Here is a 17,314-nt window from a genome sequence, read left to right on the forward strand (position 1 = left end):
CCTGGAGGTCGAGGTCAGGGGTTTAGCCCCGCCTCGGCCTCAATCTGTTTACGGCTCTTGCGCGCACGCTCGGTAGCCGATTTCAACTGACCACAGGCCGCCAGAATGTCCTCGCCCCGTGGTGTACGGATCGGAGAGGCATAGCCGGCCTGATAAATAATGTTGGCAAAGGCGTGAATCCGGTTGTTTGACGAACGCGTATAGGGCGAACCTGGCCATTCATTGAATGGGATCAGATTGACCTTCGCCGGGATCCCATCAATCAGCTCAACCAGACGATGGGCGTCTTCGTCGCTGTCATTCACGCCGTTCAACATCACATATTCAAAAGTGATCCGCTCCGAATTGGTCAGGCGCGGATAGGCGCGGAGCGCGTCCAGAAGTGCTTCGATATTCCAGCGTTTGTTGATCGGTACCAGTTTGTCGCGCACCTCATCGGTGGTCGCATGAAAGGACACAGCCAGCAGGCAGCCGATTTCCTCGGCCGTGCGCGCGATTTCCGGCACCACACCGGAAGTTGACAGGGTAATGCGACGCCGCGACAGGCTGATCCCCTCGGGGTCCATCGCGATCTTCATCGCGTCGCGCACGTTGTCAAAGTTGTAGAGCGGCTCTCCCATCCCCATCAGCACGATATTCGACAGCAAGCGTGTCTCATCCTTGGGCGCACCGGGAACTGGCCATTCGTCCAGATCGTCACGCGCCATCATGAGTTGGCCAACGATCTCGGCCGCCGTCAGGTTACGGACCAGTTTCTGCGTGCCGGTATGGCAAAACGAACAGGTCAGGGTGCAGCCCACCTGCGAGGAAATACACAGTGTACCGCGCCCTTCCTCAGGGATGTAGACCACCTCGACCTCATGGCCGCCAGCGATACGCACCAGATACTTGCGCGTGCCATCGGTAGAGACCTGTTTGCTCACCACCTCAGGAATCGCGATTTCAAGATGCTCGTCCAGCTGCGCGCGATAAGCCTTTGCGAGATTCGTCATCTCCGCAAAGTCGCGCTTGCCCCATTGATAGATCCACTGCCAGATCTGCCCGACCCGCATTTTGGCCTGCTTTTCCGGCGTACCATGTGCGATCAGTGTTTCCCGCAACTGGTCGCGGGTCAGACCTACTAGATTGATCTTGCCGCCCTCAGGCATCTTGCGAGGCAGGGTCAGGACGTCCTGGGTGATCGGCGCATTGGCGGTCATGGCAAAAAGACTCGGTCTGTTTGGGTGGATGCGGCTCTATATAGGATTCTTGCCAAAGATCAAAAGGAATCCTCCCGATTTTGCTTCGGCACTCTCTTACCGGGCGTAATCCATCAGCGCGTCGACCCGATCCCGTGTCAGGCCAATACGACAGGATAGAACCGCGATACCGGTTCCCGAACCGCCGGCATAGGTCTCCCCGACAAACGCGCAATGATCGTCACGGAACGTCTCCCAGGATGCCTGCCCCGCCTCCAGTGCAGGGATTGCGGCAGGTCGTCCGGTGGTATCATCAAGTTCGGCCATCGTATTGCGGGCATAATCAAACGCCTGTGAAAGAGCCATATTGGCGCGGGTTTCATCCGCCTCAAGGCAGCTGCGCAGGTCAACCTGAGAAACAGCACCGCTGCATTCCATTGCAGGATCCGCCAGAACCGGCAACGGCAATGCCAGGGCGAGTGTGACGATGTGGCGCCGCATGATGTGGAACTCCTAGGGTGTCATGACAGATGTTATCGGGCCGGGCAAAACACCTCCGACCCGTTCGACAGCTCAAAACCCGGATGCAGGCCGGGTCTCCTCGCACGTGCGCGACGCTCTGGGAGCGACCGCCGAGCGCAATCAGTTACAGCGTTTTTCGGCGTCCTCGACCGCGGCGGTAAAGCCCAGGAGCGAGAACGTGTCCTTGGTCTGTGTCCCACGTGCTGACCGGGCTGTCAGAACAGCCTGCGCGCCACGTTTCATCGCGGTGATGATCTTGGCGTCATCCGCAGCCGTTGCAGGCCAGGCCCACTCACCCTCTGTGAACAGCTCAAATTCGGTATCGCCCACTGCGAGATTCACGGTTGAGCCCGGCGCAAAGGGATAGCCGCCGGTGAAAGTCACCTGCCCCTTGTCGCCGGTTTCTGGCCGATAGAAAACGAACAGTTGGATCTTGCCACGACGCACGGCTTTCACGCGGCCGTCACGGGTGTTTACGGTCTCTTTCGGAGCGGAGACACCCCAGCATTCCTTGGGACTTTCGCCTTGAAACACGCTCCAGTCGACATTGCTCGCGACGCGATTGTCAGATTCTGCCTGCTGTGCGGATGCGCTGGTGGCCATTGCGGCCAGACACAGGCCCGCGACGCAGCGGACGAGTTTTGATGCCATTTGTCCCAACTCCAAAGACTGTCGTTACCTCAAATAAGCCAGGGTACATGCGGCGTTACCTTCGCCGTCTGGTCCCAATCCCCTCGCTTGTGTACTCATACACACTATCGTAACTATCGCCACGTGTGAAAGCCCGTTTTGGCGGGAAATTGCCAACAGGAAAGGCGTTTTGTGATGACCAAACCCGTACCGATGACTGAAGTGTGGCGCGGTCCGCTCTTGGAAAGCCTGCATCTGGGCCATGCCGTTGTCTGTAACGCCAAGGGAGAGATCGTGCGCAGCTGGGGCGATCCCGACGCGATTATATACCCGCGCAGTTCCGCCAAGATGATCCAGGCGCTGCCTCTGATCACATCGGGCGCAGCGGCAAAATACGGGCTGACCTCTGAGCAGCTCGCCCTCGCCTGTGCTTCGCACAATGGTGCCGAGATCCACACCAGCCGCGTCAACGCCTGGCTGGATCAGCTGTCCATGACCGATCATGATTTCCGCTGCGGCCCGCAGCTGCCAGACGATATTCCGGCGCGAAACGCGCTGATCAAAACCGATACAAGCCCGTGTCAGGTTCACAATAACTGCTCCGGCAAGCATGCAGGCTTTCTGACGCTGTCCCAGCACCTGGGGGCCGGACCCGAATATGTAGAGATTGACCATCCGGTACAGCAGGCCTGCCGCAGCGCCTTTGAGCAGGTGACCGACGAATCCAGCCCTGGCTATGGCATTGACGGGTGTTCAGCGCCGAACTTCGCAACCTCCGTGAAGGGGCTGGCACGGGCGATGGCCTGGTTTGCCTCCGCCTCTGACCGTTCGGACCGCGATGCCAATGCCGCGCAGCAGCTGGTGGCCGCGATGACAGCGCATCCCGAACTGGTCGCTGGCGAAACCCGCGCCTGCACCAACCTTATGCGTGCGATGGGTGGCAAGGTCGCGATCAAAACCGGCGCTGAAGCCGTCTTCATCGCCATCCTGCCCGAACAGAAACTGGGTGTGGCGCTGAAGATCACCGACGGTGCCACCCGCGCCAGCGAATGCGCAATTGCAAGTATTCTGGTGGGGCTGGGCGTTCTGGATGCCGACCATCCGGCAACACTGAAATATCGCAACGCCCCCCTGATCAATCGCCGAGGCATCGACTGTGGTTCGATCCGGCCCTCAGCTGAAATGCAGTTCTGACCAAAGATTGCCCCGGCACGCAGAACGCGGACCGGGGCAATCAAAGGCGTGTTCCAAGACAGCTATATGTGGTCACATTTCAATGATTTCGGCGACCTCAACAGAACCATCACCGCTGGTCACCATCGGGCAGCCATTGGCCATTTTACAGGCGGCATCTATGTCGACCGCTTCGACCACGGAATAGCCGGAGAGCGGATTGGCACCACCGTTGTCCGCGACGCCCGACTTCTGAACCGTCTTTGACATGCCGACAGGATTCCCCGGCACGACAAGCGCGTCGCCCATCCCGCCCATCCAGGTTTTCCAGGCATCCATGACCTTGGCGCCCTCTTCCGGTGTCTCCGGTGTCTTGCCGCCGTGATATGCAAAAATGAACTGTGGCATTGGGTACTCCTCCCCTGTTTAGGTCTTCGTTAAAACAGCTTCTCATTGTCGCAAGCCCGCAATCACGGGAGCTTGGACACCAGTTTTCGCAGAGACGATTCCCATCCGACCCGGTGGTTTTCGGCCATCTCCGAGTTGTCCAGATCCCGATGATCAACAATCAGCCGAGCACCCGTCTCAATAGCTTCAACGGTGAGGGTGACATGGCTTTCGTGCCCGCGCGCGCCTGCTTCGTCGTGCCACGCCCAGGTAAATCCGATCGACTGCGGCGGACGCACATGGGTGACCACACCTGAGACATGATAACGGTCTCCATCGGCATTCATCATGACCGTGGACCACGGCCCCTCCTGATGGAAATTCAGCGTATATTCAGGCACGGTCAGCCCCTCTGGTCCCCACCATTGCAGGAGCTTCTCGGTATCGCTGATCCAGGCAAACAGCCGGTCCGGCGACACCTGGAATTCGCGTTCCAAGCGCAAATCCGTCATTCCATTTCCTCCCTTAGTGCTGCTTCCAGCCGATCGAGGCTGCTTTGCCAGAACGATTGCCGCGACAGGGTCCAGTCTGCGATCAGCTTCAGTCCCTCAGGCCGCGCTGAATACAATCGGCGTGTCCCATCGGCGCGCTGCGCCACCAATCCAGCCTCACGCAATACCTTGAGATGGCGCGAGATCGCCGGCGCAGTGATGCCCGATCCCCGCACCAGATCACCGGCTGGCAGTTCTCCGTGTTCCATCAGCTGTTCGATGATGGCCATACGCGTGCCGTCAGAGAGGGCGGAGAATGATTTGAGTAATGGAGTCATACCCAATATTAACACATGGGTTAATTAATGGATAGGTTAAATTTTATCGCAGCAGTGTTGTGATCCGTCTTGCCCCGTTGACGCCGACGTCCAGAAGATCACAGCATGTCCCACAGCAGCCGCAGCGCCAGAACAACTGAGGTCAGAACCAGCAATGGCTTGATCATGCGAGCGCCCTGCTTCTGCGCCAACCCGGCACCGACCCGGGCACCGGCGATCTGCGCGATACCCATCGCCAAGCCAACGCCCCACCATGGCGTCGCAACAAAAGCAAAGGCCAGCAGTGCTCCGGCATTGGACGCGAAATTCAGTAGTTTCGTATGTGCCGTCGCACGCAGGATGCCAAGCCCGGCCAGAGACACAATACCAAGCATGTAGAAGCTGCCAGCACCCGGCCCCAGCAATCCGTCGTAGAAACCGCAGAGCGGCACGATGGTGGCAGCAAATATCGCTGGCGACAGGCGCCGCGCCCGATCGCTGTCATCAAGCCCCTTCTTGGTGGCAAAGAACACGGCAATTCCGATCAGCAACAGCGGTAGGATCCACCGGATCCACGTCGTCGGCAGCACCGAAATCAACAGCGCGCCGCAGATTGACGCAATACCTGCAATCAGCGCAGATCCAGCCTGCCCGCGCAAATCGACGTGACCGCCGCGCGCATAGCTGAGGGCAGCGGTGGCCGCCCCGAACAATCCCTGAATCTTGTTGGTGGCAAGGGCGGTGATTGGGTTGGCTCCAGCCAAGAGCAAAACTGGCAACGTGATCAACCCGCCGCCACCGGCTATTGCATCAATGAACCCAGCCGCAAACCCTGCTGCCAGCAACAGCAGCAGGACTTCAAACCCAACCTCGAACATAATATCAGCCTTTGAAATCGCTCAGGGCATAGCCCTGAATATAAAGAAGCGCCGTCAGGTCACCGTGGTTGATACGAATGTCGCATTCTGCGGCAACCGATGGTTTGGCATGGAGTGCTACACCCGCCCCGGCACGCCCCAACATGCCAAGATCATTCGCACCATCGCCAACCGCCATGACATCCGCCTCGGTCAATCCCAGACGCGCAGTGATCTGCTCTAGCGCGTCGACCTTGGCCGCCCGCCCCAGGATCGGCAGACCGACCTCACCGCTGAGGACGCCATCCGCCACAAGCAGCGTGTTTGCCCGGTTCTCATCAAACCCCAACCGATCCGAAACGCATTCGGTAAAGGCGGTAAAACCACCAGACACCAGGGCGGCATAGGCTCCATCGGCCTTCATCGTTGCCAGCAGCGTGGGGCCGCCCGGCATCAGCGTGATACGGCGATCCAGAACCTGATCAATCACCGCGACGGGCAAACCTTTCAGCAGCGCGACACGCTCCCGCAGGGCACCGTCGAAATCCAGCTCACCGTTCATGGCCCGCGCCGTGATCTCCTTCACCTGCGCACCCACACCGGCCTCTTCGGCCAGTTCGTCAATGCACTCCTGCTGGATCATGGTGGAGTCCATATCCGCCAGCAGCATCTTCTTCCGGCGCCCCGCTGTCGGCTGGATCACCAGATCCACGCCGAGATCCTGCAGATCCGCCCAAACGTCCCAGTGATTATCCGGCCGCACCTGCAGAGAGAATTCAGCCGCAATATCCGGTGCCAGCCACTGCACATCACCTCCCCCCCAGGCATTGCGCAGCGATTCGGTTAGCGCGGGTGCAAGGCAGGGGGTTTGCGGATTGCAAAGCAGGGTGGCGACAAACATGGCAAGCTCCATCGGGCAAGGATGCGCCCGTCATACGCCCGCAAGCCATCCATCGCCAAGCCCCCGATTCCACCCTGCCCTCACAACTGTGCCGCAGGTGTCTCACATTGCCATCGCCCGCCGCCCAGCGTGCCATCTGTTTCCGAAAGGCGTCAGAATGCGTCGCTATTGATTCCGATATAGCCGCTATTTGTCATTTTCCCTGTTGCCCAGCCGGATTTCAGCCAGTAGCCCTATCAGCGGGACACCTCTCCCCAACGAGAGGCGCTTATCTGGAAGGATAGCATTATGGCTATTGAAGAACCGGCGTTGCACGCAACCGTGCACGAACCTACCGCGCGACCTGCCAATCCGCGTTTCTCCTCCGGCCCCTGTGCCAAACCCCCCGCATTTGATCTGACCAAGCTTGCTGGCGCTCCTCTGGGACGCAGCCACCGTGCCGCTGTCGGCAAGGACAAGCTGCTGGCCGCGATCGAAGGCACGCGCGAAATTCTCGGCGTACCGGCGGACTATCAGATCGGGATCGTTCCTGCCTCCGACACCGGTGCGGTCGAGATGGCAATGTGGAACCTGCTGGGTGCCCGCGGAACCGAAATGCTGGCCTGGGAGAGCTTTGGCGCAGGATGGGTGACCGATGTGGTGAAACAGCTGAAGCTCGACGCCACCGTCAAGACCGCTGACTATGGTGAGCTGGTTGACCTGGCCACAGTCGATTTCACCAAGGACGTCGTTTTCACCTGGAATGGCACCACCTCCGGTGTGCGCGTCCCAAACGGCGACTGGATCCCCGCTGATCGCGAGGGCCTCACAATCTGTGACGCCACCTCCGCCGCCTTCGCGCAGGATCTGCCTTGGGACAAACTGGATGTGACAACCTTCTCCTGGCAGAAGGTGCTGGGCGGCGAAGCGGCGCACGGCATGATCATCCTCAGCCACCGCGCGGTTGAACGACTGGAAAGCTACACTCCCGCCTGGCCTCTGCCGAAGATTTTCCGCCTGACCAAGGGCGGCAAGCTGATAGACGGTATTTTCAAAGGCGCGACCATCAACACTCCCTCGATGCTCGCCGTTGAGGATTATCTTCTCGCGCTGGACTGGGCGCGGTCCGTCGGCGGCCTTGACGGGCTAAAGGCCCGCGCCAACGCCAATGCACAGGCAATCTTCAATTTCTGCGCCGCCAAGCCATGGCTTGCGAATCTGGCAGCCGACCCTGCCACCCGCTCCAATACATCGGTTTGCCTGAAGTTCACCGATGCGCGCATTGCAGATGGTGCTGCCTTCGCCAAGGCTGTTGCCAAACGTCTCGAAGCCGAAGATGTCGCCTTGGACATAGGCGCCTATCGGGATGCCCCTGCCGGTCTGCGCATCTGGTGCGGCGGCACCGTCGAAACCTCTGATATCGAGGCCATGCTGCCCTGGCTTGAATGGGCGTTTGAGGCTGAAATCGCGGCTCAATCCGCCGCAGCCTGACCCCCAAGCGCCTGCCCCGCACCAACTGGGCAGGCATCAGACGACTTGCCGCCGACACAGGCGTTTCACCCAGACATTCGGCCCGACCGGCCCCCGCATGAAGGACCCCACTCATGGCTCCCAAAGTTCTCATCTCCGACAAACTCTCTGAAGCTGCTGTTCAGATCTTTCGTGATCGCGGCATCGATGTTGATTTCCAGCCGGACCTTGGCAAAGACAAGGACAAGCTGGCCGCGATCATCGGCGATTACGACGGTCTCGCGATCCGCTCCGCGACGAAAGTTACCCAGAAAATCCTCGACAATGCCACCAATCTAAAGGTGATCGCACGCGCTGGCATCGGGACGGACAATATTGACAAGGATGCCGCCTCTCAGAAGGGCGTGATCGTGATGAACACGCCCTTTGGCAACATGATCACCACCGCGGAGCACGCCATCGCCATGATGTTCGCCGTCGCCCGGCAGATCCCCGAGGCCTCGGCGTCCACCCATGCCGGCAAATGGGAAAAATCCAAATTCATGGGCGTTGAGCTGACCAACAAAACGCTCGGCGTGATCGGGGCCGGCAACATTGGCGGTATCGTCTGCGACCGCGCCCGCGGCCTGAAGATGAAAGTGGTCGCCTATGATCCGTTTCTCAGCCAGGAGAAAGCTGACAAGATGGGTGTTGAGAAGGTTGACCTGGACGAGCTGCTCGCCCGCGCCGATTTCATCACCCTGCACGTGCCGCTGACCGACCAGACCCGGAATATCCTGTCCAAGGAGAACCTGGCCAAAACCAAGAAAGGCGTGCGTATCATCAACTGCGCCCGTGGCGGTCTGGTGGATGAAGCGGCGCTGGCGGAGCTGCTGACCTCAGGCCATGTCGCCGGTGCTGCTTTTGATGTCTTCTCCGAAGAACCGGCCATGACCAACCCGTTGTTTGGCCTTCCAAATGTAGTCTGCACCCCCCATCTCGGTGCAGCCACCAGCGAAGCCCAGGAAAACGTTGCCCTTCAGGTTGCCGAGCAGATGTCGAATTACCTGCTCGACGGCGCGGTTGAGAACGCATTGAACATGCCTTCGATGACCGCCAAGGAGGCGCGCGTGATGGGCCCATGGGTGGCGCTTTCCGGGCATCTCGGTGGCTTCATCGGTCAGATGACGGATGAACCCATTCAGGCCATCAACATCCTCTATGATGGCGTGGCCGCCGAGATGAACCTTGCGGCACTGAACTGCTCGGTGGTCGCGGGCATCATGAAGAAGCTCAATCCCGATGTGAACATGGTCTCCGCGCCCGTGGTGGCCCGCGAACGTGGCATTCAGATTTCCACCACCAATCAGGACAAATCCGGCGCCTTCGACGGCTATATCAAGGTCACGGTTGTGACCAGCAAGCGTGAGCGTTCAGTGGCCGGGACGGTGTTCTCGGATGGCAAACCTCGTTTCATCCAGATCAAGGGCATCAATATCGACGCAGAGGTGGGCGCGCATATGCTCTATACCACCAACGAGGATGTGCCCGGGATCATCGGTACCCTCGGTCGCATTCTGGGCGATATGGGCGTGAATATCGCCAACTTCACGCTTGGCCGTTCGCAGGCCGGCGGTGAGGCGATCGCACTGCTCTACGTTGATGAACCGGTACCGGCTGCGGCTCGCGCGGCCTTGGCGGAAACCGAGTTTTTCAACCAGATCAAGCCGCTGCAGTTTGATGTCAGCTGATCCCTAGCCTATCAGAGATTTCAATGAATGCGCCGCCGAGCTATGAAGGCGGCGCATTTCTCGTTTGGCACCATGAATATCCCGCAGGAGAGTCCCATGACCGCCCCAATATATGCAATCGGCGATATCCACGGCCAGCTTGGGATGCTGGAAGAGGCTCTGGACCTGATCGAGGCAGATGGCGGGCGCGATGCGTCGGTGGTCTTCCTGGGCGACTTCATTGATCGCGGCCCCGACAGCCGGGGGGTGATCGATCACCTGATCACCGGGCAAAAGGACGGTCGCAACTGGATAACCCTATTGGGCAATCACGACCGCATGTTCGCCTGGTTCATGGAGGATACGCCGCGCCACGACCCGCATATGCTGGTGGGCTATCACTGGTTGCACGACCGTATCGGTGGTCTCGAAACGCTCGAAAGCTACGGAGTGACCTTCCCAGAGCGAACCCGTCTTGCCGACGTCCATGCCGAGGCGAGAGCCGCGGTCCCCGACAGCCATGTCGCCTTTCTGAAACGTTTGACAACCATGCATCAAACCAGCGATCTCGCTTTCGTCCACGCAGGAATCCGGCCTGGCGTTGCGCTGGAAAACCAGATCGAAAATGATCTGGTCTGGATACGCCAGTCCTTTCATCAGGAACGCGCCCCCCACCCCAAGCTTATCGTTCACGGTCACACTCCGGTGGAGCGCGCTACACATTATGGCAATCGCGTGAACCTCGACAGCGGCGCCGGTTTCGGCAAACCGCTCAGCACAGCCGTTTTCGAATCCGGCCTGGTCTGGTTGCTCACCAGCAAAGGCCGACAGGCCCTCACCCCATAAGCCCATCTTCTGGCTTCAAATATCCTGGGGGTGAGCGCCAGGGGCGCGAGGGGGCAAAGCCCCCTCTTCCCGACATCACGTCCAGTCCAGCACCACCTTGCCGCTGGAGCCGGATTTCATTGCCGCAAAGCCGTCGGCGAAATCATTGACGCTGAACCGGTGGGTGATGACCCGGCTCACATCCAGCCCGTTCTGTAGCATTGCGATCATCTTGTACCAGGTCTCGAACATCTCGCGCCCGTAGACGCCTTTGATGGTGATCGCCTTGAACACGATCCGTGACCAGTCGACCGGCGATTTGCCCGGCGGAATGCCCAGGAGTGCAATCTTGCCGCCCATTACCAGCGCCTCCACCATCTGGTCGAGTGCCGCCTGGCTGCCGGACATCTCCAGCCCAACGTCGAACCCCTGTTTCAACCCCAGCTCCCGCACCACGTCCTGCAGGTCTTCCTGTGCCACGTTCACCGCGCGCACGGTCGGCACCACATGTTCTGCCAGCGCCAGCCGGTCCGGGTTGATATCGGTGATCACCACATGCCGCGCGCCGGCATGTTTCGCCACCGCCGCCGCCATGATGCCGATGGGGCCCGCACCGGTGATCAGCACATCCTCCCCCAAGAGGTCAAAGCTCAGCGCGGTATGCACCGCATTCCCGAGCGGATCGAGAATGGCGCCGATCTCATCCGGGATGTCCTCCGGCAGCGGCACCACGTTGAATGCCGGCAGTTTCAGGTACTGCGCAAAGGCCCCCTGCTCGTTCACCCCGATGCCGCGGGTGCCCGGGTCCAGGTGGAACTTGCCGGCCCGGCTCTGGCGCGAATCCGTCTTGATCAGATGCCCCTCGCCGGAGCAGCGCTGCCCCACCGTCAGATCGGTGACATTGCGGCCGATCTCGACAATCTCGCCCGCGAACTCATGGCCGGTGATCATTGGCACCGGCACGGTGTGCGCGGCCCATTCGTCCCAGTTCCAAATGTGTATATCGGTGCCGCAGATGCCGGTCTTCTTCACCTTGATCAGCACCTCGTCGGGGCCGATCTCCGGCACCGGCGCCTGCACCATCCACAGGCCCTCCTGCGGATGGCTCTTCTCCAGCGCCTTCATCGTGTTCGGACGGCTCATGACAGGATCCCCAATTCCTTGCCCACCTTGCCAAAGGCGGCCAATGCCCGGTCCAGCTCCTCCCGCGTCAGCGCCGCATTCATCTGGGTGCGGATCCGCGCCTGACCGCGCGGCACGACGGGGAAGAAGAAGCCGGAGACATAAACGCCCTCGTCAAACAGCCTTGCCGCCATATCCTGCGCCAGCTGCGCTTCGCCCAGCATCACCGGGATGATCGGATGCTCACCCGGCAGCAGGTCAAAGCCCAGTTTCTCCAGCCCCGCGCGCCAGTATTTCGCATTCTCGAACAGCTGCGCCCGCAGCCCGTCCCCTTCCTCCACCAGCCGGATCGCCTCCAGCCCGGCAGCAACAATCGATGGCGGCAGCGAATTGGAGAACAGATAGGGCCGCGCCCGCTGCCGCAGCAGGTCGATCACTGGCTGCGGCCCAGCGATGTAACCGCCGATGGCCCCCCCAAGTGCTTTGCCCAATGTCCCGGTGACGATATCCACGTCCACTCCGAAATGCTCCGGCGTGCCGGCGCCTGTTGCGCCCATAAAGCCGGTGGCATGGCAGTCATCGACCATCACGATGGCATCGTATTTGTCCGCCAGCGCCCGGATCTCTGGCAGCTTGGCCAGATAACCGTCCATTGAGAACACGCCGTCGGTGGCGATCATGATATGCCGCGCGCCGTCCTCGCGAGCCTGTTTCAGCCAGGCCTCCAGATCGTTCATATCGCTGTTCAAGTAGCGGTAGCGCTTCGCCTTGCACAGCCGGATACCGTCGATGATCGAGGCATGGTTCAGGCTGTCGGAAATGATCGCATCCTCCGGCCCCAAGAGCGGCTCGAACAGCCCGCCATTGGCGTCGAAACAGGCAGCAAACAGGATTGCGTCATCTTTCCCGAGGAACTTCGCAAGCCGCTGCTCCAGCTCCCGGTGAATGTCCTGGGTGCCGCAGATGAAGCGGACAGAAGCCATGCCGAACCCTTTGTCATCCATTACGCCGCGCGCAGCAGCGATGAGGTCGGGGTGATCTGCAAGGCCAAGGTAATTGTTGGCACACAGGTTGATGACCGCCGCATCCCCAACCCTGATCTCACCCCCCTGAGGGGAGGTGATCATTCGTTCCCGCTTGTAAAGACCATCAGCTTTGATCTCTTCCAGGGTCTTGGAGATGTCGGTCAGAAAATCAGTAGACATGCGGAAACTCCTTCTCGTTCGAGTCGGAGTTCTAGCATAGCGGAAAAATTTCCGGAATAGGGGATTTCAAGATAGTGGACAAAAATCCGTCAAAATGGAAGGCCCGCCTATTCTTGCCAATCACGCATTCTTCACGATCAGGAACAGACGTGCCGGACCGTCCTGTGCAGCGATGGAATGCGTCACATCTGCAGCATAGCGGGCGGTATCCCCTGCGTGCAGCCGTTCGGTCGCACTGCCCGAACAGAGCGCAACAGTCCCGTCGAGAACCGTCAGGTGTTCGACCGTTCCGCGCCCATGAGGCTGGCTGTTCAATGCGCCCCCTTCTTTGAGCCAGATATCGTAGACCTCGTGGCCGCCGGCGTCTTCAGGTGGAGAAAGAATGCGGATCAGACAGCCCTCCCCCATATTTTCAATGGAGGGGACATCGCCATCGCGCAGGACTTCGATCCGGTCCTGTGCCTCTTGACTGTCCAGCAGCCCCGCAAAATCCACCTGTAACGCACGCGTCAGGTTCCACAGGGTCGCAATCGTTGGTGAGCTCTCGCCGCGTTCAATCTGGCTCACCATGGAGCGGCTGACACCGGAGAGATTGGCCACAGCCTCCAGGCTGAGGCCCTGGGCACGACGCGCCTCTTTCAGGCGGGCGGGCAGAAGCGTCAGGATATCGTCTACATTTTCCGTCATGGCGGAATCTCTGCGCCTTTGAAATCCATTTGTCAAACAGGAGCGGCATCAGGGCTAAACTATTATGACGGCACGTTTCGCAGGACAGGCCATGCTGCATCTGCATAATCGGCGCGAAACTCATGAGGAGAGAGACCATGACCGATATCGTGATCCTGGATGGCGCCCGTACCGCCATCGGCACCTTTGGTGGATCGCTGGCGGGCACCACCCCAATTGATCTGGCAACCGTGGCATCCAAAGCCGCTATGGAACGTTCCGGCGTTGAGCCGGGGCAGATCGGCAATGTGGTCTTTGGCCATGTGATCAATACCGAACCGCGCGACATGTACCTGAGTCGTGTCGCTGCGATGCAGGCCGGCATTCCGAACGGTACGCCTGCGATGAACGTGAACCGCCTCTGCGGCTCAGGTGCACAGGCGATTGTCTCCGGCATCCAGTCGCTGATGCTGGGCGACGCGGAATTTGCCCTCACCGGTGGCGCCGAAAACATGTCGCGCAGCCCCTTCATCGTACCTAGCGCCCGCTGGGGGCAGAAAATGGGCGATGCCCGCGCGCTCGACATGATGCTGGGCGCCTTGAACTGCCCCTTTGGGACCGGTCACATGGGGGTGACCGCAGAAAACGTCGCGGATGAGCATGACATCACGCGCGCCCAGATGGATGAATTTGCGCTGACCAGCCAGACCCGCGCCGCTGCGGCAATCGAGGCCGGGCATTTTGCCAGCCAGATCACGCCGGTCGAGGTCAAGGTGAAGCGTGACATGGTGGCCTTTGAGGTGGATGAACACCCCAAGGCCAGCACAATGGAAACACTTGGCGGCCTGAAACCGGTGTTCAAGAAGGACGGCCGTGTCACTGCTGGCAACGCAAGCGGCATCAACGATGGTGCCGCCGCAATCGTCATGGCCACAGCTGAGGCTGCCCAGAAAGCTGGCCTGAAGCCCAAGGCCCGTATTCTGGGCTACGCCCATGCGGGTGTCCGCCCTGAAGTAATGGGAATCGGTCCGGTGCCTGCTGTGCAGAACCTGCTGAAGAAAACCGGGCTCTCCGCCAGCGACTTTGACGTGATCGAGTCGAACGAAGCCTTTGCCGCGCAGGCGCTGGCCGTGAACAAGGAATTGGGACTGGATCCGGCCAAGGTAAACCCGAATGGCGGCGCGATTGCGCTTGGCCATCCGGTGGGCGCAACTGGCGCGATCATCACGCTGAAGACACTTTACGAGCTGGAGCGGATCGGCGGCTCCAAGGGGCTCATCACCATGTGCATTGGTGGCGGCCAAGGTATCGCCCTCGCAATCGAACGCCTCTGATCCCCGCATCCGCTGAAACGCAAAAAGGCCCCGGTTCTCACCGGGGCCTTTTTGTTGGATGACGCGGATATTAGCTCGGGCTCATACCGCGCAGACGCTCCGACCGGCGACGCAGCATCTCGACCACCGTCAGCAGGCAGATCGACACCACGACCAGAATGGTCGCAACCGCCAGAATGGTCGGCGAAATCTGTTCGCGCAGGCCGGTGAACATCTGCCAGGGCAGGGTTTTCTGCCCGGCAGACCCGACAAAGAGCACAACGACAACTTCATCAAAGGAGGTGATGAAGGCAAACAGACCACCAGAAATCACGCCGGGTAGGATCAGCGGCATCTGCACGCGGAAGAAGGTGGTGACCGGACCGGCCCCCATATTTGCAGCCGCACGCGTCAGAGACCGGTCGAAACCAACCAGAGTGGCGGTCACGGTAATGATCACAAACGGAATACCAAGGGCTGCATGCGCCAGGACCACACCGAAGTATGTTCCCTGCAGACCAATCCGGCTGTAGAAAAAATACATCCCGGCAGCCGAGATGATCAGCGGCACGATCATCGGCGAAATCAGGATCGCCATAATTGCCCGACGGAAGGGCACATGCGGCTGGCTGAGGCCAATGGCGGCCAGCGTACCGAAACCCACCGACAGAATTGTCGCCATCGGCGCGATCTTGATGGAGTTCCACATCGCCTGCTGCCAGTCGGCATTGGTGAAGAAGTCACGATAGTGCTTCAGCGAATAGCCTTCGGGATCGAATTGCAGCATCTCCGGCGTGAAGGTGAAGAAATCCTGAGCGTTGAACGACAGTGGCATCACCACAAGGATCGGCGTGATCAGAAAAACGAAGACCGCCCCGCAGATCACCCGAAACGTATAGTGCCAAAGCACCTGGCCAGGTGTGAGATATGGCGCCAGATGCACACGGTAGCGTGACGTCGAGAGCCAGAAGATGAACCAGCCGACAAAGGCACCGAACAGTATACCGATGACGGCCGAGGGCAGCCCGCCCATCACAAAGCCTGCGATGGCAAAGGCTGCGATCAGGATCCATCGGATCAGCCGCTCCTGATCGCGAAGCCCCGCCAAGACAAAGCCCAGCCCGCCAACAAGAGCAGCGCCGATCAGTACCCCGAGAAGGCCAGAGCCCTGCGCAGTGCCGACAAACAGGCCGAAGAAGGCGCCGGCCGCCGCAGCGACCATCGCCACGAAACCAGGAGTTTGGTTTTCAACAGGTGTCAAAGCCATGTGTCTTATCCCAGTTTCACGTTGTCGATACCGACAATCTTGTCATAGGCCCAGTAGAGCGCGAGCACGACGACCAGCAGAATAGTGCCAAGCGCGGCCGCAAGGCCCCAGTTGAGCGACTGCGAGATGTGGAAGGCGATCCGGTTCGAGATGAAGACACCTTTGGTGCCGCCGACCAGCTCCGGCGTGATGTAGTAGCCAATCGCCAGAATGAAGACGAGGATCGAACCCGCACCGATACCCGGCACAGACTGCGGGAAGTAGACCCGCCAGAACGCCGTCCAGTTGGTGGCGCCAAGAGACTTGGCAGCGCGCAGATAGGACGGATTGATCGTCTGCATCACCGAATACATCGGCAGGATCATGAACGGCAGCAGAATGTGGGTCATCGCCACGATCGTACCGAACTGGTTGTTGATCATCACAAGGCGCGCATCATCTGCGACCAGTCCCAGCCAGACCAGCGTGTCATTGATGACGCCCTGCTGCTGCAGCATGACCTTCCAGGCCGATGTACGTACCAGAAGCGACGTCCAGAACGGCAGCAACACCAGGATCATCAGCAGGTTTGCGGATCTGGACGGCAAATTCGCCAGGATCCAGGCCACCGGATATCCAAGTATGATGCAGCTCACCGTAATCGCCAACGACATGATCAGTGTCCGCAGGAACAATGTTCCATAGATCCGCTCGTTCTCGGGTCGCAGCTCTGCGCCTTCTGCGCCTTTCTGGAAATCGGCCGCATTCAGAAAATAACCGTTGGTATAGGCCCCAGAGTAGGTCTGGATAGTGCGCCAGACCTCCGGGTCGGTCCAGTCCTTGTCAATCTTGAAGAACTGCTCCTTGAACGGACCATCCTGAGCCAGATCCCAACGCTTGACCTTGCGCCCGGCCTTGCGGAACAGCGAGGAAATGCCGGGGTTTTCGTAGTTCAGGCGCGAGCCGACGCGCGTATGGGTTTTCTCCTCGGCGGCGACCTGAAGGTCGGCAGCCAATGCGGCAAACACAGCCTCATCCGGAGCTTGCCCGGAGTTTGCATCCCAATCCTGAAGCGCGACAACGGTCTTGGGCAGGGTGTCAGAGACGATCCTATTCTCAACCGAGCGGAACAGCATGTCGGCAATCGGGAGAATGAAGGTCAGAAGAACAAACAGCAGAAGCGGCGCGATCAGCATCAGGGCGCGAATTTTCTGCATCCGGAGAGCTCGGGCCAGGCTACGCTTCAGCGGCGTGCCATCGGCGGCCAAGACCGGTCCGGTGTGGGTGGTATCGCTCATGGGTAGGAGCCCCCGTCGGAATTTT

18 protein-coding genes are annotated in these 17,314 nt (G+C 59.8%); 5 read left to right on the plus strand and 13 right to left on the minus strand.

The window, feature by feature from the left end; genetic code table 11:
• Positions 1-14: 14 nt before the first annotated feature.
• The 3 genes from rlmN to VWY60_RS03590 all read right to left on the minus strand — a co-directional run bounded on the left by rlmN (position 15) and on the right by VWY60_RS03590 (position 2,351).
• The gene (gene rlmN / locus VWY60_RS03580; protein WP_416539846.1) at positions 15-1,199 is read right to left on the minus strand and encodes a 23S rRNA (adenine(2503)-C(2))-methyltransferase RlmN; all 1,185 of its coding nucleotides are present in this window, start codon (positions 1,197-1,199) and stop codon (positions 15-17) included.
• A gap of 96 nt (positions 1,200-1,295) precedes the next feature.
• Positions 1,296-1,679 (minus strand): lysozyme inhibitor LprI family protein, encoded by a 384-nt coding sequence (locus VWY60_RS03585; RefSeq protein ID WP_416539847.1) that lies wholly within the window; start codon positions 1,677-1,679, stop codon positions 1,296-1,298.
• A gap of 141 nt (positions 1,680-1,820) precedes the next feature.
• Positions 1,821-2,351 carry an invasion associated locus B family protein gene (locus VWY60_RS03590; RefSeq protein WP_340547204.1) on the minus strand — a complete coding sequence of 177 codons (531 nt, stop codon included), beginning with the start codon at positions 2,349-2,351 and terminating at the stop codon, positions 1,821-1,823.
• Positions 2,352-2,525: 174 nt separating this feature from the next.
• On the opposite strand from VWY60_RS03590, the gene VWY60_RS03595 reads away from it, so the two are divergent.
• Positions 2,526-3,524 (plus strand): asparaginase, encoded by a 999-nt coding sequence (locus tag VWY60_RS03595; RefSeq protein ID WP_416539848.1) that lies wholly within the window; start codon positions 2,526-2,528, stop codon positions 3,522-3,524.
• 72 nt (positions 3,525-3,596) lie between these two features.
• Here the strand turns inward: VWY60_RS03595 and VWY60_RS03600 are convergent, their stop codons facing one another.
• From VWY60_RS03600 to serB, 5 genes are all read right to left on the minus strand, one after another.
• A complete protein-coding gene (locus tag VWY60_RS03600) occupies positions 3,597-3,911 on the minus strand; it encodes a hypothetical protein (RefSeq protein ID WP_340547202.1) in 315 nt (104 codons plus the stop codon).
• Between the two features lie 62 nt (positions 3,912-3,973).
• A complete protein-coding gene (locus VWY60_RS03605) occupies positions 3,974-4,402 on the minus strand; it encodes an SRPBCC family protein (protein ID WP_416539849.1) in 429 nt (142 codons plus the stop codon).
• A complete protein-coding gene (locus tag VWY60_RS03610; RefSeq protein ID WP_340547200.1) occupies positions 4,399-4,719 on the minus strand; it encodes an ArsR/SmtB family transcription factor in 321 nt (106 codons plus the stop codon). Before VWY60_RS03610 ends, VWY60_RS03605 begins: the two co-directional genes overlap by 4 nt.
• A gap of 98 nt (positions 4,720-4,817) precedes the next feature.
• On the minus strand, positions 4,818-5,576 hold the full coding sequence (locus VWY60_RS03615; protein WP_416539850.1) for a TSUP family transporter: 759 nt from the start codon (positions 5,574-5,576) through the stop codon (positions 4,818-4,820).
• A gap of 4 nt (positions 5,577-5,580) precedes the next feature.
• Entirely contained in the window at positions 5,581-6,456 is an 876-nt protein-coding gene (gene serB, locus VWY60_RS03620) for a phosphoserine phosphatase SerB (protein WP_416539851.1), read from the minus strand.
• Between the two features lie 288 nt (positions 6,457-6,744).
• Between serB and VWY60_RS03625 the strand changes: the two genes are divergently transcribed.
• The 3 genes from VWY60_RS03625 (at position 6,745) to VWY60_RS03635 (ending at position 10,460) form a co-directional block, all read left to right on the plus strand.
• Positions 6,745-7,926, plus strand: coding sequence for a phosphoserine transaminase (locus VWY60_RS03625; RefSeq protein WP_416539852.1), 1,182 nt, complete (start codon positions 6,745-6,747; stop codon positions 7,924-7,926).
• Positions 7,927-8,039: 113 nt separating this feature from the next.
• Positions 8,040-9,635, plus strand: coding sequence for a phosphoglycerate dehydrogenase (gene serA, locus VWY60_RS03630; RefSeq protein ID WP_416534305.1), 1,596 nt, complete (start codon positions 8,040-8,042; stop codon positions 9,633-9,635).
• A gap of 96 nt (positions 9,636-9,731) precedes the next feature.
• A complete protein-coding gene (locus VWY60_RS03635; RefSeq protein ID WP_416534306.1) occupies positions 9,732-10,460 on the plus strand; it encodes a metallophosphoesterase family protein in 729 nt (242 codons plus the stop codon).
• A 75-nt stretch (positions 10,461-10,535) separates the two neighbouring features.
• On the opposite strand, the gene tdh is transcribed toward VWY60_RS03635, so the two are convergent.
• From tdh to VWY60_RS03650, 3 genes are all read right to left on the minus strand, one after another.
• On the minus strand, positions 10,536-11,564 hold the full coding sequence (gene tdh, locus VWY60_RS03640; RefSeq protein ID WP_416539919.1) for an L-threonine 3-dehydrogenase: 1,029 nt from the start codon (positions 11,562-11,564) through the stop codon (positions 10,536-10,538).
• Positions 11,565-11,578: 14 nt separating this feature from the next.
• Positions 11,579-12,766: a glycine C-acetyltransferase gene (locus VWY60_RS03645; RefSeq protein WP_416539853.1), complete on the minus strand. Its 1,188-nt coding sequence runs from the start codon at positions 12,764-12,766 to the stop codon at positions 11,579-11,581.
• Between the two features lie 120 nt (positions 12,767-12,886).
• Positions 12,887-13,453, minus strand: coding sequence for a helix-turn-helix domain-containing protein (locus VWY60_RS03650; RefSeq protein WP_416539854.1), 567 nt, complete (start codon positions 13,451-13,453; stop codon positions 12,887-12,889).
• 137 nt (positions 13,454-13,590) lie between these two features.
• Between VWY60_RS03650 and VWY60_RS03655 the strand changes: the two genes are divergently transcribed.
• The gene (locus tag VWY60_RS03655) at positions 13,591-14,766 is read left to right on the plus strand and encodes an acetyl-CoA C-acyltransferase family protein (RefSeq protein ID WP_416539855.1); all 1,176 of its coding nucleotides are present in this window, start codon (positions 13,591-13,593) and stop codon (positions 14,764-14,766) included.
• 70 nt (positions 14,767-14,836) lie between these two features.
• Here the strand turns inward: VWY60_RS03655 and VWY60_RS03660 are convergent, their stop codons facing one another.
• Both VWY60_RS03660 and VWY60_RS03665 read right to left on the minus strand, forming a co-directional pair.
• On the minus strand, positions 14,837-16,012 hold the full coding sequence (locus VWY60_RS03660) for an ABC transporter permease (RefSeq protein ID WP_340547191.1): 1,176 nt from the start codon (positions 16,010-16,012) through the stop codon (positions 14,837-14,839).
• A 5-nt stretch (positions 16,013-16,017) separates the two neighbouring features.
• Positions 16,018-17,289, minus strand: coding sequence for an ABC transporter permease (locus tag VWY60_RS03665; RefSeq protein WP_340547190.1), 1,272 nt, complete (start codon positions 17,287-17,289; stop codon positions 16,018-16,020).
• Positions 17,290-17,314: the final 25 nt, after the last annotated feature.

The organism is Phaeobacter sp. JH20_26 (assembly GCF_048056275.1).
Taxonomy (GTDB): Bacteria; Pseudomonadota; Alphaproteobacteria; order Rhodobacterales; family Rhodobacteraceae; genus Phaeobacter; species Phaeobacter bryozoorum.

Coding starts and splice junctions, on each gene's coding strand:
- VWY60_RS03665 (WP_340547190.1), bottom strand. CDS start 17,289: ATGAGCGATACCACCCACACCGGACCGGTCTTGGCCGCCGATGGCACG.
- rlmN (WP_416539846.1), bottom strand. CDS start 1,199: ATGACCGCCAATGCGCCGATCACCCAGGACGTCCTGACCCTGCCTCGC.
- VWY60_RS03625 (WP_416539852.1), top strand. CDS start 6,745: ATGGCTATTGAAGAACCGGCGTTGCACGCAACCGTGCACGAACCTACC.
- VWY60_RS03590 (WP_340547204.1), bottom strand. CDS start 2,351: ATGGCATCAAAACTCGTCCGCTGCGTCGCGGGCCTGTGTCTGGCCGCA.
- VWY60_RS03645 (WP_416539853.1), bottom strand. CDS start 12,766: ATGTCTACTGATTTTCTGACCGACATCTCCAAGACCCTGGAAGAGATC.
- VWY60_RS03605 (WP_416539849.1), bottom strand. CDS start 4,402: ATGACGGATTTGCGCTTGGAACGCGAATTCCAGGTGTCGCCGGACCGG.
- tdh (WP_416539919.1), bottom strand. CDS start 11,564: ATGAAGGCGCTGGAGAAGAGCCATCCGCAGGAGGGCCTGTGGATGGTG.
- serB (WP_416539851.1), bottom strand. CDS start 6,456: ATGTTTGTCGCCACCCTGCTTTGCAATCCGCAAACCCCCTGCCTTGCA.
- VWY60_RS03655 (WP_416539855.1), top strand. CDS start 13,591: ATGACCGATATCGTGATCCTGGATGGCGCCCGTACCGCCATCGGCACC.
- VWY60_RS03660 (WP_340547191.1), bottom strand. CDS start 16,012: ATGGCTTTGACACCTGTTGAAAACCAAACTCCTGGTTTCGTGGCGATG.
- VWY60_RS03615 (WP_416539850.1), bottom strand. CDS start 5,576: ATGTTCGAGGTTGGGTTTGAAGTCCTGCTGCTGTTGCTGGCAGCAGGG.
- serA (WP_416534305.1), top strand. CDS start 8,040: ATGGCTCCCAAAGTTCTCATCTCCGACAAACTCTCTGAAGCTGCTGTT.
- VWY60_RS03585 (WP_416539847.1), bottom strand. CDS start 1,679: ATGCGGCGCCACATCGTCACACTCGCCCTGGCATTGCCGTTGCCGGTT.
- VWY60_RS03610 (WP_340547200.1), bottom strand. CDS start 4,719: ATGACTCCATTACTCAAATCATTCTCCGCCCTCTCTGACGGCACGCGT.
- VWY60_RS03600 (WP_340547202.1), bottom strand. CDS start 3,911: ATGCCACAGTTCATTTTTGCATATCACGGCGGCAAGACACCGGAGACA.
- VWY60_RS03650 (WP_416539854.1), bottom strand. CDS start 13,453: ATGACGGAAAATGTAGACGATATCCTGACGCTTCTGCCCGCCCGCCTG.
- VWY60_RS03595 (WP_416539848.1), top strand. CDS start 2,526: ATGACCAAACCCGTACCGATGACTGAAGTGTGGCGCGGTCCGCTCTTG.
- VWY60_RS03635 (WP_416534306.1), top strand. CDS start 9,732: ATGACCGCCCCAATATATGCAATCGGCGATATCCACGGCCAGCTTGGG.